General features: G+C 70.1%; 15 protein-coding genes and 1 tRNA gene. 1 reads left to right on the forward strand and 15 read right to left on the reverse strand.

Translation table 11 applies throughout. The features are described 5' to 3' along the window. Nucleotides 1–290: 290 nt before the first annotated feature. The 5 genes from ACFYT4_RS17805 to ACFYT4_RS17825 all read right to left on the reverse strand — a co-directional run bounded on the left by ACFYT4_RS17805 (nucleotide 291) and on the right by ACFYT4_RS17825 (nucleotide 5348). Nucleotides 291–932: an IclR family transcriptional regulator gene (locus tag ACFYT4_RS17805; RefSeq protein ID WP_389269416.1), complete on the reverse strand. Its 642-nt coding sequence runs from the start codon at nucleotides 930–932 to the stop codon at nucleotides 291–293. 365 nt (nucleotides 933–1297) lie between these two features. Next, nucleotides 1298–3088 (reverse strand): DEAD/DEAH box helicase, encoded by a 1791-nt coding sequence (locus ACFYT4_RS17810; protein ID WP_389269564.1) that lies wholly within the window; start codon nucleotides 3086–3088, stop codon nucleotides 1298–1300. Nucleotides 3089–3244: 156 nt separating this feature from the next. Next, entirely contained in the window at nucleotides 3245–3613 is a 369-nt protein-coding gene (locus ACFYT4_RS17815) for a type II toxin-antitoxin system death-on-curing family toxin (RefSeq protein WP_389269418.1), read from the reverse strand. Then, nucleotides 3613–3810, reverse strand: coding sequence for an Arc family DNA-binding protein (locus tag ACFYT4_RS17820; protein ID WP_389269420.1), 198 nt, complete (start codon nucleotides 3808–3810; stop codon nucleotides 3613–3615). Before ACFYT4_RS17820 ends, ACFYT4_RS17815 begins: the two co-directional genes overlap by 1 nt. A 32-nt stretch (nucleotides 3811–3842) precedes the next feature. Then, complete coding sequence (locus tag ACFYT4_RS17825) at nucleotides 3843–5348, reverse strand: MFS transporter (protein ID WP_389269422.1); 1506 nt, start codon at nucleotides 5346–5348, stop codon at nucleotides 3843–3845. A 196-nt stretch (nucleotides 5349–5544) separates the two neighbouring features. Between ACFYT4_RS17825 and ACFYT4_RS17830 the strand changes: the two genes are divergently transcribed. After that, nucleotides 5545–5619, forward strand: a tRNA-Cys gene (locus ACFYT4_RS17830). Nucleotides 5620–5697: 78 nt separating this feature from the next. Here ACFYT4_RS17830 and ACFYT4_RS17835 read toward each other — a convergent pair. From ACFYT4_RS17835 to ACFYT4_RS17880, 10 genes are all read right to left on the reverse strand, one after another. Then, nucleotides 5698–6981 (reverse strand): tyrosine-type recombinase/integrase, encoded by a 1284-nt coding sequence (locus ACFYT4_RS17835; protein ID WP_389269424.1) that lies wholly within the window; start codon nucleotides 6979–6981, stop codon nucleotides 5698–5700. An 84-nt stretch (nucleotides 6982–7065) separates the two neighbouring features. Next, the gene (locus ACFYT4_RS17840) at nucleotides 7066–7251 is read right to left on the reverse strand and encodes an excisionase family DNA-binding protein (protein ID WP_389269566.1); all 186 of its coding nucleotides are present in this window, start codon (nucleotides 7249–7251) and stop codon (nucleotides 7066–7068) included. A gap of 379 nt (nucleotides 7252–7630) precedes the next feature. After that, nucleotides 7631–9193, reverse strand: a complete 1563-nt coding sequence (locus ACFYT4_RS17845) for a YfjI family protein (RefSeq protein WP_389269426.1) — start codon at nucleotides 9191–9193, stop codon at nucleotides 7631–7633. Then, the gene (locus tag ACFYT4_RS17850; protein WP_389269428.1) at nucleotides 9190–9354 is read right to left on the reverse strand and encodes a hypothetical protein; all 165 of its coding nucleotides are present in this window, start codon (nucleotides 9352–9354) and stop codon (nucleotides 9190–9192) included. Before ACFYT4_RS17850 ends, ACFYT4_RS17845 begins: the two co-directional genes overlap by 4 nt. Continuing rightward, the gene (locus ACFYT4_RS17855) at nucleotides 9351–10268 is read right to left on the reverse strand and encodes a bifunctional DNA primase/polymerase (RefSeq protein ID WP_389269430.1); all 918 of its coding nucleotides are present in this window, start codon (nucleotides 10266–10268) and stop codon (nucleotides 9351–9353) included. Before ACFYT4_RS17855 ends, ACFYT4_RS17850 begins: the two co-directional genes overlap by 4 nt. A 90-nt stretch (nucleotides 10269–10358) precedes the next feature. Beyond that, nucleotides 10359–10649 carry a hypothetical protein gene (locus tag ACFYT4_RS17860; RefSeq protein WP_389269432.1) on the reverse strand — a complete coding sequence of 97 codons (291 nt, stop codon included), beginning with the start codon at nucleotides 10647–10649 and terminating at the stop codon, nucleotides 10359–10361. Nucleotides 10650–10668: 19 nt separating this feature from the next. Then, nucleotides 10669–11136 (reverse strand): hypothetical protein, encoded by a 468-nt coding sequence (locus ACFYT4_RS17865; RefSeq protein ID WP_389269434.1) that lies wholly within the window; start codon nucleotides 11134–11136, stop codon nucleotides 10669–10671. A 20-nt stretch (nucleotides 11137–11156) separates the two neighbouring features. Continuing rightward, on the reverse strand, nucleotides 11157–11351 hold the full coding sequence (locus ACFYT4_RS17870; RefSeq protein ID WP_389269436.1) for a hypothetical protein: 195 nt from the start codon (nucleotides 11349–11351) through the stop codon (nucleotides 11157–11159). Nucleotides 11352–11370: 19 nt separating this feature from the next. Then, nucleotides 11371–11622: a hypothetical protein gene (locus ACFYT4_RS17875; RefSeq protein ID WP_389269438.1), complete on the reverse strand. Its 252-nt coding sequence runs from the start codon at nucleotides 11620–11622 to the stop codon at nucleotides 11371–11373. A 141-nt stretch (nucleotides 11623–11763) separates the two neighbouring features. Continuing rightward, the gene (locus ACFYT4_RS17880; RefSeq protein WP_389269440.1) at nucleotides 11764–13899 is read right to left on the reverse strand and encodes a cell division protein FtsK; all 2136 of its coding nucleotides are present in this window, start codon (nucleotides 13897–13899) and stop codon (nucleotides 11764–11766) included. Between the last annotated feature and the right edge of the window lie 69 nt (nucleotides 13900–13968).

Below are 13968 nucleotides of genomic sequence, written 5' to 3' on the forward strand. Positions count from 1 at the left end.
ACGCACGTGGGTACTGCCTCGGGGTGGGGGTTCCCGAGTCTTCCGCGAGCGAGTCAAAGAGGCGCGGGTACTGCCGTGGCGTGGGGGGGTCCCGAGTGTTCGCAAGCGAGCCGAAGACGCGCGCGGGTGCCGCCGCGGAGTGAGGGTTCCCGAGTCTTCCGCGAGTGAGCCGAAGAGGCGCGCGGGTACCGAAAGGAAGAACGCGCGGAGGCCGCGAGGAACGAGCGGTCGAGCACGATCGACCGTCGGTACACGCTTAGGCGCCTCGGAGGCGAACCGAGCGCCAAAAATTAACGCAGCGCGTCCGCCACCTCCCGCGCCGCGTCCACCACCCGGGGCCCGACCCGCTCCGGGACCGAGTCCGCGAGCATGACCACCCCGACGCTGCCCTCGATGCCGGTCACTCCGACGAGCGGTGCGGCGGCCCCGCTGGCGCCCGCCTCCAGTTCTCCGTGGGTGAGGGTGTAACCGGGTTCGCCCGCCGGGCTCTGACGGGCCGCCAGGATCGCCTTGCCGGCGGCGCCCCGGTCCAGGGGGTGGCGGAAGCCCGCGCGGTAGGCCACGTGGTAGTCGGTCCAGGTCGGTTCGACGACCGCGACGGCGAGCGCCTCCGCGCCGTCGACGAGGGTGAGGTGCGCGGTCGCGCCTATGTCCTCCGCGAGCGAGCGCAGTGCGGGCATCGCGGCCTCCCGGACGAGGGGGTGCACCTGACGGCCCAGCCGCAGTACGCCGAGACCCACTCTGGCCCGGCCGCCGAGGTCACGGCGGACGAGGGCGTGCTGCTCCAGGGTGGCGAGCAGCCGGTAGACGACGGTCCGGTTGACACCGAGTTTGCCGGACAGTTCGGTGACGGTCAGCCCGTGGTCCGTGTCGGCGAGCAGTTTGAGGACACGCAGTCCCCGGTCGAGGGTCTGGGAGGTCTCCGCGGTCACGACGCCCTCTCCTTCGGAGTGAGTGACGGCGGACGCTCCCGGGTGCCGCGCACCGGTTCCGCCGGCGAGCGTCCGGGGGCCGCCGGCAGGCCATGGCAGACCGGCTGCGCTCCGCGGCTGTGCCGCCACGGGGCGTTGGTTGTCCGGACAGTAGCGATCAGGTTCGCTGAGCGGAAGACCTCGTCCAGAATCCGGGCGTACCGCAGCGATATCGGACCGTTTCCTCCTGATTCACCCATTAACTGCACGAGGTGATACAAGAGTCGGCGGTCGACCGCCGCGCCGGGCCGACGGTACGTCCGTAAGGGGCGGGAGTGCCCGGGTTCAGGACAGGGTCGCACGCGCGGGCCGGTGCGGCGGCGAAGTCAGCGCATCCGGGTCGCCCATTCCTGCACTTTTTTGATCCGCTCCCGGATCTGACCGGCCGTGGCCTCCGCGCTCGGCGGCCCGCCGCACACCCGGCGCAGCTCGGTGTGGATGACTCCGTGCGGCTTCCCGCTCTGGTGGACGTACGCGGCGACCATCGTGTTGAGCTGCTTGCGCAGTTCCAGCAGCTCCTTGTGGGAGACGACCGGGCGCCGCTCGGCGGGCAGTTCCAGCAGATCGGCCTCGGCGTCGGGCTTCTTGCGGCTGTGCGCGATCTGCCGGGCCTGGCGCTTCTGGAGCAGCAGCTGGACCTGGTCGGGTTCGAGGAGCCCGGGGATGCCCAGGTAGTCCTGCTCCTCCTCGCTGCCGGGGTGCGCCTGCATGCCGAACTCGGCGCCGTTGTACATCACCCGGTCGAAGACGGCGTCGGACTCCAGCGCCTCGAAGGGCAGCATGTCCTGTTCGCCGGTGTCCTCGTCCTGCTCCCGGTTCGCCTCGTCCATCTCCTTCTCGGACTCGGCGTACGGGTCCTCGTCGCCGTCCTTCTTCGGCCGGTCGAGCACATGGTCGCGCTCGACCTCCATCTCGTTGGCGAAGCCGAGGAGCATGGGGATGGTCGGCAGGAAGACGGAGGCCGTCTCGCCGCGCCGCCGGGACCGGACGAAACGGCCCACGGCCTGTGCGAAGAACAGGGGCGTGGAGATGGTGGTGGCGTACACCCCGACGGCGAGGCGGGGTACGTCGACGCCTTCCGACACCATCCGGACGGCGACCATCCACCGGTCGTCGCCCTCGCTGAAGTCGTCGATCCGCTGGGAGGCGCCCGAGTCGTCGGAGAGGACGACGGCCGCCTTCGCCCCGGTGATCTCGCGGATCAGCTTGGCGTACGCGCGTGCCGAGTCCTGGTCGGTGGCGATGACGAGGCCGCCCGCGTCGGGGATCGACTTGCGGACCTCGCTCAGCCGCTGGTCGGCCGCGCGCAGCACATTCGGCATCCACTCGCCGCGCGGGTCGAGCGCGGTGCGCCAGGCCTGCGAGATCGCGTCCTTGGTCATCGGCTCGCCGAGGCGGGCCGCGACCTCGTCGCCCGCCTTGGTGCGCCAGCGCATGTTGCCGCTGTAGGAGAGGAAGATGACGGGCCGCACGACACCGTCGCCGAGGGCGTTGCCGTAGCCGTAGGTGTAGTCGGCGGCGGATCTGCGGATGCCGTCGTTCCCCTCCTCGTACGCAACGAAGGGGATCGGGTTGGTGTCCGACCGGAAGGGCGTGCCGGTCAGCGCGAGCCGCCGGGTCGCCGGGTCGAAGGCTTCGAGGCATGCCTCGCCCCAGGACTTGGAGTCCCCGGCGTGGTGGATCTCGTCGAGGACGACGAGCGTCTTGCGCTGCTCGCAGCGGTTGCGGTGCAGCATGGGCCGTACGCCGACACCGGCGTACGTGACCGCCACCCCGTGGTACTCCTTGCTGAGCGGTCCCGCGCTGTAGTCGGGGTCCAGCCTGATCCCTATCCGCGCCGCCGCCTCGGCCCACTGCTTCTTCAGATGCTCGGTCGGCGCGACGACGGTCACCTGCTGCACGACGTGGTGGTGCAGCAGCCAGGACGCGAGGGTGAGCGCGAAGGTGGTCTTGCCCGCGCCGGGGGTGGCGACGGCGAGGAAGTCGCGCGGCTGCTCCTGGAGGTATCTCTCCATGGCCGCCTGCTGCCAGGCGCGCAGCTTGCCGGCCGTGCCCCAGGGGGCGCGGCCGGGGAAGGCGGGAGACAGATGGTGGGAGTGGGAGGCGGTAGTAGTCACGGTCTCCGGTTCGGCGGTCGTCCGGGCGGGGCTGAGAGTCACGGATATGACAACCGGGCCACCCTACCGGTGTGATCGCGCGGGACCGGTCCGGACGGGGCCGCGCCGATCGGATGTGCGAGGGAGCTCACACGGGCTGGCTGTCGCCTCTCGGTGTCAGCGCGCGAACAGGGGGAGCCGTGCCGCGATCTCGGGCACATCGCGCTCGCCCTGACAGACCTCCAGAACGAACTGTTCGGCCGCGTCCACGTCGAAGGCCGCGTCCAGCGGATGGCCGTTCATATGGAGAAAGACCCAGGTCGCGTACCAGGCGAGGCGCTTGTTCCCATCGACGAGCGCATGATTGCGGGCGATGGACTCCATCAGCGCCGCGGCCTTGTGCCAGACATCCGGGTAAGCGTCCTGGCCGAAGACACTCGACTGGGGCCGCGCGAGTGCCGAGTCGAGAAGGCCGTAGTCCCGGACGTCCGGCGTCCCGAGCCGCTCCGCGAGGTTCAGCAGTTCGGGAAGCGTCAGGTACTGCATCAGGCGAGCCTCCGGTTCAGCTCCTCGCTCACGTTCAGCACATGGTCGGCTGCTTCGTTGAACAGCCGCGCGTGTTCGTTGACGGCCCTGACGACGGCGTCGTGCGCGAAGGACTGCATGCTCCGGCCCTCCGCCTCGGCACGCTCCCGCAGGGCCTGGAGCTCTTCTTCCGTGAACCTGACATTCAGACCAGCCATGAGTCAACGGTACCGCGCGGTACCAGCCGGTGTCACCGCGCTTCCGGAACGCGCACCCTCGTCGCCACCCACGCCCCCACCAGCGCCACCGCCGCCATCGGCAGGAACACCGCCGCGAAGGCCGCCGGGTGGGAACCCGTCGCCGAGGCCGTCGCGTGGCCCGCGACCGAGCCGCCGCCGAGCGCGGCGAAGGCGGCCCCGCCCACCGCGAGGAGGATGACGTTGGACAGGCCGTCGGAGATCTGGAGCGACGCGGAGTTCGCGCCCGCCTCCTCCGGCGCGGACAGCTTCAGCAGCAGGAAGCTCGTGGAGGCGATCACCATGCCCATGCCGAGGCAGCCGATCCCCCAGGCGACGGCCACGATCCAGGCGGGCACGGCGTCGATCAGTACGGCCGGCGCGGCCAGGATCGCCACGGCGACCAGGATCATGCCGGCCACGGTGAGCCGCTCCCGGTGGGGCTCCAGGCGCGGCCGGGACTGGAGGAACGAGCCCAGCGCCCAGGTCGCGCCGCCGACCGCCAGGGAGAGCCCGGCCGCCGTCGGGGACAGCCCGCGCTGGGTGACGAGCATCAGCGGTACGAAGGACTCGGCCGCGATGAAGGACCCGGCCGCCACCCCGCGCAGCAGCACCACGGACGGCAGCCCCCGGGCGGCCCGGTAGGTGCCCTTCGGCAGCAGCCCGAGCACCGCGGGCACCAGCAGCGCGCCGCCCGCCGCCAGCGGGAGGAGGGAGAGCCACGCCATGTCCTGGGCCGCGTACTGGAGCAGCCCGGCGCCCAGCGAGATCCCGAGCGCCAGCCGTATCCGCCGCGCGTCGAACGGCGCCCTCGGCGCGTCCGGGTCCGCGGGCCCGGACGCCATCCGCCGGATCGCGGGCAGCGCGAGCGCCAGCGGGAAGACGACGAGCACGGGGATGCCGACGAACACCCACCGCCAGCCCAGGTGCTCGGTGACGGTCCCGGACGCCAGCGGCCCCACGACCGACGGGATGATCCAGCTCGCGGAGAACGCGGCGAGGATGGCGGGCCGCAGCCGTTCCTCGTAGGCCCGCCCGATGACCACGTACAGCGCGACGATCACCAGTCCGCCGCCGAGGCCCTGCACCGCCCGGCCGAGGATGAACATCCACATCGTGTCCGCGGTGCCCGACAGCAGCAGTCCGGCCCCGAAGGCCGTGATCCCGGTCGCCAGCGGCCTCAGCGGTCCGTCCCGGTCGGCCCACTGCCCCGAGAGCACCATCGCGAAGAGGCTGGTGGTGAAGTACGAGGAGAACGCGAAGGCGTACACGCCGATGCCGTTCAGCTCCCGTGCCGCGACGGGCATCGCGGTCCCGACGGCGGTGGCCTCGAAGGCGATCAGCAGGACGACGGCGATGATCCCGACACTGAGCGCCCGGTGGCTCCGCCCGAGTATCCCGCCCTCCTCGCGGCCGGAACCGCCGGGACCTCCGGGACCGCCGGCCGCGCCGGTCGGGGCGGGGTCGGCTGTCGGCGAGGCGACACCGGCGTCGGCGTCACGGGGTTCGAGGGCGGTCATGGGCCAAGGGTAAGGGGCGTAGATCCAGGTGAAACCTGTCGCTGGACGGGGAAGCGACTGGTTCCTTGGTCGTACGGACGACTGGTTCCAAGGTCGTACGACTGTGAACGCCGTATGGCAGTCGTGTTGCGGCACCCGGCGATCCCTTGGCACCCGGGGCCCGGGTGCCTACGGTCGGAGCAGTGGAGAAACCCACGGCCGTGTGCCCGAGTGGCTGAGGGACTCGCCTGCAAAGCGAGGCACGCCGGTTCGATTCCGGTCACGGCCTCCACCTGCCTGACCAGGCAAAGGAAAGGGCGGCACCGCTTCGTTGGTGCCGCCCTTTTGTCCGTCCGTCTCAGTTCCCGTCTCAGTCGGCCGGTACGAGCACGCCAGTCGCGCTGTCGTCGTCATCGTCCGGCCGGTCCGTCTCGGGCTTCCAGATCAGACTGTCCACCTGCCTCGCGACGTCAGCGCGCACCGCGTCCACCATGTGCTGGTACCTGGCGGCCATGGCGGTGGTCGACCACCCCATGAGGCCCATGACCGCGCGTTCGGGGACGCCGAGGATGAGTAGAACCGTCGCGGCCGTGTGGCGCGCGTCGTGCAGACGGCCGTCCCGGACGCTCGCCTCCGCGAGAAGCCCCTTCCATTCGGCCCAGTCCCGACGGTGGGACGGGCTACGCCCGTGTTCGTCCGGGAAGACCAACCCGTTCTCCTCCCAGCGCTTCCCGGCCGCTGCCCGCTCCCCTTCCTGTGCCTTGAGGTGGGCACGGAGTAGGTCAACGAGCTGTTCGGGGACGCCGACGGCGCGGCGCCCGGCGCGGGACTTGGTAGTGGCCAACTCCGGGTTCGTGCGTCGCCTCTGCGGGCAGTATCCGGCGGCCTTGCGCCCGCAGGGGTCCACGCACCCGTGGGCGTACTGCGGCCGGTGTCGACTACGCCGGACCACAAGGAACCCACCATCAAGGTCCACGTCATCCCACCTCAGACCGAGCACTTCCCCTTGGCGCAACCCGAGGGCGAGGGCCACGGCCCACCGGGCGGAATTGCGGTGCTGGTCAGCGGCCTTGAGCAGTCGCTGAACCTCTTGGACGCTGTAGGGCTCCACCTCGTACTCCCCCGTCTTCGGGGCCTTGGCCAACTGAACGGGGTTCTTGCCGAGATGGCCGCGCCGCACGGCCTCATTGAGGGCGGTGCGGAAGGTGCGGTGCACCTGGTGGGCGGTCGCGGACTTGCTGCCGTTGGCCTGCATCTTGGCGTAGAACGCCTCAATGTGCTCAGGATTGAGCCTGTCGAGACGGTGGGCGCCCAAGCCGGGGATGAGGTGCTTCCGGACCGCAACGCCGTACCCGACCATGGTGTTGTCGTTGACGGCGAGGGGCGCGACGTTCTCAATCCAGTGAGTCAGCCATGCCTTGACCGTCCACGCCTTGCCCGGCTTCTTCACGGTCTTGGCGTCGCGCTGCTTTTCCAACTCGCGTACCGCGGCCGTCACTTCAGCACGGGTCTTGCGTTCGACGTGGCGGCGGTCGGGCTTGCCGTCGTCGCGGATGCCGACGGTCACGCGGCCGTGCCATTTGCCGTCCTTGCCGAAGTAGATCGAGCTACGGCCGTTGGGCTGTCGGGTGCGCTTCTTCTTTTCCTCTGCCACAGGCAGGCTCCTGTTTCGTGGTGTCGGGATGGGGACCGGGGCGGCGGGTTGTCCTGTCCGGGAGTGCCGCCGCCCCGGACGTCGTCAAGCAGCGCGTTGGGTGGTGCGAAGTCGGGTCACGTAAGCGGCCGGGGCGTCGGCAGGGACGCGGCGGAGGCCGCCGATCATGACCGACTCCAGTTCGCCGGTGCGGATGAGGGCGAAGCACGTGGTCCGGCCGATGCGGAGTCGGCGGGCGGCCTCTTCGACCTTGAGAAGGACAAGGGTCATGTCGTCGGCAGCGGTCGCGAGGTTGTCGTGTTCGTCCAAGGCTCGCTCCTGTGGGGCTGAGTTCATGGGCAGGTGCCGCCGCACAAACCGCAATATCCGCAGAAAAGCCGGGGATGGCTGCCGACCTGCAGTGATTCGGTGTACGGGCGGGGATGGACTGCGCTCCGCAGAAACCCGCGATATTCCGCAAAAATCAGGGGCGGCCGTCGACCGACCCCGGTGGCGGGGTGGTACTCGGTTTTTTGCGGAATATCGCGGGATTGTGCGACGCGGCCCCCGGCCGGGGTGGGGCGAGGGCGCGTCGCAGGTCAGCGAGGGTGTCCGGGGGTTATCGCGGATTTCGCGGTTTGTGCGGGACGGTTTGTGCGCGTCGACCGCGTCACCGGCCGCCCTGCGACAGGGCGGGGTGGGCCAGTAGGCGGGGTGCCGGTGGGCGTCCGCGCTTGCCGGTGCGCTCGGGCTGGTAGGACCGTAGGTATCCGTGGTCTTCCAGCAACGCGAGGGCGGGTTCAAGGTCGGCGACCGTGGGGACCTCGCTGCGAGAGAGGACCGTGAAGACGTCCCGTCGGCTGACGTCATCCCACCGGTTGTCCCTCAGCGCTTCCAGGACGCTGCGAGCGCGGGACAGGACGGGGTCGGCGCCCATGACGTCGAACACGGCGAGGGCGTGGGCGGTGTAGTACTCCCCCAGCTCGATCGCCGCGCCCATGGTGTCCCCGGTGACCGGGTGGGCGTAGCCATTGCCGCCGTGTTCGGCGAGGTGCAGCAACGCGGCCATGCGGGCGGTCGCCCCGGCGAGCTTTCCGGCCCAGTTGGAAATGTGGCCCAGCATTCCGCCGCGTGCCTTGAGCTGCGGTTCAATGCGCTTCTGGTAGGCGATCAGGGCCGCGTCCGCTTGCGGGCTGAGCTGGATGACGGCCGGGTCGGTCCACTCCGCCAGGGACAGGGCGAGATCGATGACCCGCGCGGTGTAGGTGGCGGCCATCGTCTCGGGGACCGGGTCGGTGATGATCTCGCGGTCCCCGACCGTGGAAGTCGGCAGGGAGTACAGGAAGCGGGCCAGCAGTCCGCGTCCCTCGAACCCCTTCACCTTCCCGATGTCCTTCAGCACGTCCGGCTGGACGGCGAGGCCGATGGTCAGAGCGGGGGCGTCGATGTACTCGCGCCGGGTCTGCCGGTTCACCCGCAGCCGGTCCCCGGCATGCCCCTTGAGGAAGACCTCCATGTTGGGGGCGCCGGAGTAGCGGCCCGCGATGATGTCGAAGATGCCGCCCTCGGCGCTCATCACCGACAGCCGCCCGCCCTGTTCCGCCATGAGCGAGGTCACCGTCTCCGGTGTCGAGTCGTCCGCCAACAGGACCGGTTCGGCGGGGACAGTGAGCGTGTCGGCCGTCTGCGCGAGGCCCACAGCGGTCGCCACCATCTCATCCCGCTTATTACCTTCGGCGGAGGTGGCCTTGGCAGCGGCCCTGTCCGCCGCTTCCTTGGCCAGTCGGGCCGTCAGCTCCGCTTCGACGATGACCGGCTGCATGGCGGTCTTGAGCTGCTTCTCCGCCTCATAGAGGGGGTTGGTCAACAGAGCGAAGACGGCGGACTTTCGGTTGGCGGGCGGGAGCGCAACCACCGTGTAGAGGTTGGTCGGCTCACGCCAGTTCCCCCGCACGTGGACCACCGACCGACCGCCGGCCGCCGTGGCGAGCACGGCGAGAGCAATCGAACCGGCGAGGTCCACCGGGGTCTGCGTCTCCTCCGCAACGGCCGCCACGAACTCCCCCAACCAGGCAGGGAGGACGTGGGCGGGGAACGGTGGACGCTCACGCCGACCAGTGAGGGGAATGGGGTCCTCCCACAAGTCCGGTGCCGCTTCGTTCTCCCCGGGCGGTTCTTCCAGGACGGGCAGCCCGGCCCACAGGTCCGGGCCGCCCACAGGCTGTGGAGTCATGCGGCGGCCCTCCCCTTCGCGGTGGTGAGGTGCAGGTCAGAGCCAACGACAGAGAGGACGCCCTTACGGGCGACGACCTTCAGTTCGCCCATGGCCATCTGTGGCGCGCTGTGAACGGCGCCCTCCGAGCCGTTCAAAGGGGTTCGTGATGCTTTGTTCATGCCGTGCGCTCCACAGCCGCCTCAAGGCCGTTGGCGACCGCGCGGCGAGCGTAGGTCTCCGGGACGCCCACCAGGACGGCAGCGGACACGATCTCTTCACCGATCGCGACGAGTTCGCACGGTCCGGGGCACCTGGTGTGCTGTGCGGCGAGGAACCGCGCGACCCCGAACGCCTGAGAACCGGCGCCGGACTCGGCGCGAGCCCGAACCAGGGCGAGGCCACGATCAAGGCCGGTCCGAACGTAGCGCTCGGTATGGCGACATCCGGTGGCCACCGACCGGCCCCACGCGACGCGGACGGGAAGGGAAGATGCCACCTCCCCCGGGGCGGGGGTGGTCTCTTCCTTCACCATCAGGGCGCGCACGGCTGCGGGGAGAACCGCCATCCGACCGGCCCCGGGACCGAGCCAGCGGGCGTACTGCGACAGGGACTTGATGTCGACACCGGACCGGACCGCGTTCGACGACGGCATGGCGCCCCGATACAGCCAGTGTTCACCCCGCGTCGTCGGCACCGTGCGGGTGGCGGGCAGGGTCTCACGGGCCCATGCGATGGCAGCCACGTTGTCCAGGTCGACGACCGTCAGCCCGGCCCCGCCGGGGTGGTAGGCGACCGCCACCGCCTCACGCCACGCCGGTGCCCACGCGGGCGAGATGAGGATGTGAGGGTCGGTGGTCGCGGCGGCCCACGCGTGGCACGGCGCGGGGCACCGGCAGGAACCTGCCGCCTTCATATTGGGCCGCCCACCGCACGCGCTCCCCTTGCACGTGCGGCAGTTGCCGAACGGGACCTTGCCCCGCCGCAGGGGCAGGACCGGGACGCCGGTCGCGGCGAGTTGCAGCGCGGTACGCAGGTGGCCCCCGTCCGGGTGGTTCCAGTCGGCGGGGAGCTGGGCCTTGCAGTCAAGTGTCATGCTGTAGGTCTCCTGTTCTGCTACGTCGGGATTGGAGACCGTGGGCGGCGGGCTGTCCTTGTCCGGGAGTGCCGCCGCCCACGGGAAGAGCTAGAAGGGCGGTTCGTCGCTGTAGCCGCCGGGCCCCCACGGGTCACGGCCGATGTCGCGGCGACGCAGCCACCGGGGCAGCCGCGGCAAGGGCATCAGGAGCCACCGGCGGGTCTCGTTCCAGCAGTCGCAGGGCTCCCAGTCGGTGCCGGCGTACTCGCCGTTGTGGTCGCCGTAGTCGTACTCGAACCCGCCTTCGCCGTCGCAGTCGCGGCAGTCGGGGCGGGGTGTGTCGGTCAAGACCAGGGCCCGGCGGGGCCAGTGGGCGACCTGAATGCGCGGTCGGATCACGGGTGTTGATCTCCCTTTGTCAGCCGTAGAACTTGTTGCGCTTGATGACGGCCTTGCGGATGTTGACCGTCGTTCCGCCGCCGTGGCCGCTCGCACTGAACACCTGCACGGCGATCCATCCGCCGAATACGACGGCGGCGAGGATGACAAGCTGGGTGACCAGGGCGGTCAGGGCGGTGATGAAGGCGGTGAGCATGAGCAGTCCGCCGCACACGGCGAGGAACCCCACGCCCCCGAGCCCGATGTTCACCGCAGCACGGGAGACGGCCGGCTTGGCCACCACCGGTTCGGGTTTGGCGGGCTCGATGGCGTAGCCGGTGACGACGCGGCCGTCGGGAAGGACGACGCTCGCCACGGCCGGGATCGTGCCCGGCTGCACGGGCATGAGCGGGGCGATGTACGCCGGGGCGATCGGGGTGGGCGTGTGGACTTCCACGGCAGCCGTCTCGTGTCCAGCCGGACGGCCGTACGCGGTGGGTTCGTTCACTGTGCTGCTCTCCCTTCGGGTCAGCGGCCGACGTCTGGCAGGGCGTCGGTGAAGGCGGTGACGAGCTGGTTTACGGTGTCGGCCGCGCCGGTGTGGGCGAGGTAGAAGCCGAAGAGCGCAATGGCCATGGCCGCACCTGCACCCACGGCCTTGAACCGCAGCAGCAGCACGACGCCGACGGCGAGCAGCAGAACGAGCGGAATGGTGAGGGTCACGGGGCCTCCAAGGCGGGCGTCAGCGGGTGCCAGCGCGGTAGGTGCGCGCGGCGCGGTTGTAGACCCAGCGGCCGACGCGTATGCGCTTGCCGGTCGCCTGGCAGCGGCGGCAGTCCTTGCCGCGCCTGGTCTTGCCCTTGCGGTCGGTCTTGAAGCCGTGGCCCATGCCGTCGCACTTGCGGCAGTCCCCGAACGGACTCAGCCAGCACTTGATGACGTAACCGAGGGTGATGAACAGGAGGAATGCGGTAGCGAGCACAGCAAGGCTCATCAGGGGCCTCCCAGAGGGGTTGAAGGGGGTTTCCGCAGGTCGGCCGCTACGTGCTAGCAGCCTGATCAGGGGCGGTTTCGGTCGCTAGCAGGGTTGCTACCGGTAGCAACGTCTGCCACTACCGGTAGCAGGCTGCGAGACCTATCCGGCGTCCCGTTTCTTGTTGCGCTCCGTAATCGCGGTGGCGATGTCGTCGCGCTTGATGCCGCGCTTGTTGACCTGTTCGCCGTCGATGCGCCGGCTGATCTGCATCGTGCCGATGCCGTGCGGCTTGAGTGCGGCGGTGAGTGCCTCGGCCTTGGGCTTGGGCTCCAGCTCCGCCCACGGGCCGTAGACGTCCGGGCGCAGGTCGGCAAGCCGGTCCACGATCGCTTCCGACCACGCCTTGGTCTCGCCCTTGCCGAGTACGGCCGCGACGTCGTCAAGGATCGTCGCGGACGTCTCCGCCGCCGGTACCTCACCGACCGCGTCACCCGACAGGGTCCCCTCTGCCTCGCGCAGCGCGGCGGCCCTGGTCAGGACACGTTCGGCGTCGCGGCCGTCGGCGAGGTAGGTGCGCACGATCCCGAAGTCGTCGGACATGCCCTTGAGCAGACCAACGCCCTTGTGGGACTTCAGCAGCTTGGACGCGTCCAACCCCTCCGAGTACGACCCCGCACCGAGGATCGTGTCCGACACCTGGTAGGCGCCGACCCGCAGGGCGAACCGGGCCTGATGCTGGTCACGCAGCTCAGACGGGCACGCTTTGTCGTCCGGCTTCTGCGTCGCCGTCATCACGGAGACACCGACGGCCGGGGCGACCCGGGCTAGGTAGACCATCAGGGACAGGATTTCCTTGCCGTGCTCGGGGTGGGTCAGGTACTCCTGCACCTCGTCCACCACGAACAGCGTGAGGGGCATGTTCAGCTTCTTGTCCCGGCTGATCTCCGGGGTGAGCTTGCCCTCCGGGCAGACGTGCAGCGGCAGTTCGGACAGTCGGTGGTACCGGTCTTCGACGTCCGCCTTGAGTTCCCGCAGCGAAGTCAGCAGGTGCTGAACCGGGTCGACCCCGTTCTTCGGAACGATGCCGAAACCGATGCGGTGGGCGACCTTGGCGAACGTGCGCCAGTCCGGCGACGCCTTCCCGTCGAACACGTACAGCCTGACGTACGGGTCCAGCGCCGCGGCGAGCGCGATCGTGCGGGCTGAGAACGTCTTGCCCTGGCGCGGCACGGCGCCTACCAGCAGGGACAGCCACAGCATCGTGGCCATGACCGGGTTGCCGCGTTCGTCGACACCCCACGGGAACGGCTTCCAGAAGTCCACCCGCGTCGCCCCCAGCAGCGGCGACTTGCCCGACGGGACGGCGAGCGGGTCACGGTCGGCGATCCAGTACGACACCCGTCGGCCGCTCGTCTCGTCCTTGTCGAGGAAGAGCTGAGTGGGGGCGATGTCCATACCGGAGGCGAGGCGGGCGTGAGCCTTCATCGCGTCCTCGAACGTCTTGCCGTACGGCAGATCCACGATCACGCGCCAGCCGTCCCCGTCCCGGCCAATCGGGCGCGGGAAGGCGATCGTCTGATCCTTGGTGGTCAGCCCGGCCGCCTCGTGTGCGCGGATGACGATGTCCGAGGACAGCTTGCGCTTGCGGAACGTCACCTTGGCCATGTCGATGAGCGGCCGGTCCGCCGGCGCCCCGACCACACCGAGGGTGGTGGTCAGCGTCGCCATGGCCAGCATGAGCAGCCACGACGGCGCCATGACGTACAGGGTCAGCGCGGCGGCCAGACCGACGAAACCGGCGATCACCGCCACGATCCCCCGTAGCCGGACGCGGTCGTTGCGCTGCCGCGACAGCTTCAGGTACTCCGCCGCGTCCTCGTTGGCCACGGAGGCGAGCCGCAGCCTCTTGCCCTCCGCGTCGAACACCCATCGGCCGATCGCGGTCGACCACCGCCACGCGCCGCGCGGCGAGTACACGCAGATCTTCGGCGTGTAGACCAGCGGCAGCCGGACCGCGTGATAGCCGGCCACAGCCGAGTAGTGCCGGATGGCCCACTTGCGGACCGCCGTGCGCTGGTCAGGGAGCTTCACCCAGTCCGGCAGCACCGGCATACGAGCGTTGTCCTTGGCCTCCATCCAATCCGCGACCGAGGGCGGGTAGACCTCGCGCGGCGGGTCGACCGGCGCCCCCTCGCTCAGTCCCTCGGCCTCCGGGTCGTCGGTGTCGGGGAGTTGGGCCTCCCACTCCCCCGGCTTCACCTCACCCGAAACCGCCGTCTCGGGTGTCTTGTTCATTGGAAACGGCAGCACAGCGGCTGTTCCCTCAGCGTTGCCCGCCCCGTCGGGGGGCGGAATGCGGGTTGT

Origin of the sequence: Streptomyces sp. NPDC004609, assembly GCF_042873655.1 — a bacterium.
Lineage (GTDB): Bacteria > Actinomycetota > Actinomycetes > Streptomycetales > Streptomycetaceae > Streptomyces.

Excerpts from the sequence above, each read along its gene's own strand:
- ACFYT4_RS17875 (WP_389269438.1), bottom strand. The coding sequence starts at position 11,622 with ATGAGCCTTGCTGTGCTCGCTACCGCATTCCTCCTGTTCATCACCCTC.
- ACFYT4_RS17845 (WP_389269426.1), bottom strand. The coding sequence starts at position 9,193 with ATGACTCCACAGCCTGTGGGCGGCCCGGACCTGTGGGCCGGGCTGCCC.
- ACFYT4_RS17815 (WP_389269418.1), bottom strand. The coding sequence starts at position 3,613 with ATGCAGTACCTGACGCTTCCCGAACTGCTGAACCTCGCGGAGCGGCTC.
- ACFYT4_RS17880 (WP_389269440.1), bottom strand. The coding sequence starts at position 13,899 with ATGAACAAGACACCCGAGACGGCGGTTTCGGGTGAGGTGAAGCCGGGG.
- ACFYT4_RS17855 (WP_389269430.1), bottom strand. The coding sequence starts at position 10,268 with ATGACACTTGACTGCAAGGCCCAGCTCCCCGCCGACTGGAACCACCCG.
- ACFYT4_RS17850 (WP_389269428.1), bottom strand. The coding sequence starts at position 9,354 with ATGAACAAAGCATCACGAACCCCTTTGAACGGCTCGGAGGGCGCCGTT.
- ACFYT4_RS17820 (WP_389269420.1), bottom strand. The coding sequence starts at position 3,810 with ATGGCTGGTCTGAATGTCAGGTTCACGGAAGAAGAGCTCCAGGCCCTG.
- ACFYT4_RS17825 (WP_389269422.1), bottom strand. The coding sequence starts at position 5,348 with ATGACCGCCCTCGAACCCCGTGACGCCGACGCCGGTGTCGCCTCGCCG.
- ACFYT4_RS17840 (WP_389269566.1), bottom strand. The coding sequence starts at position 7,251 with ATGACCCTTGTCCTTCTCAAGGTCGAAGAGGCCGCCCGCCGACTCCGC.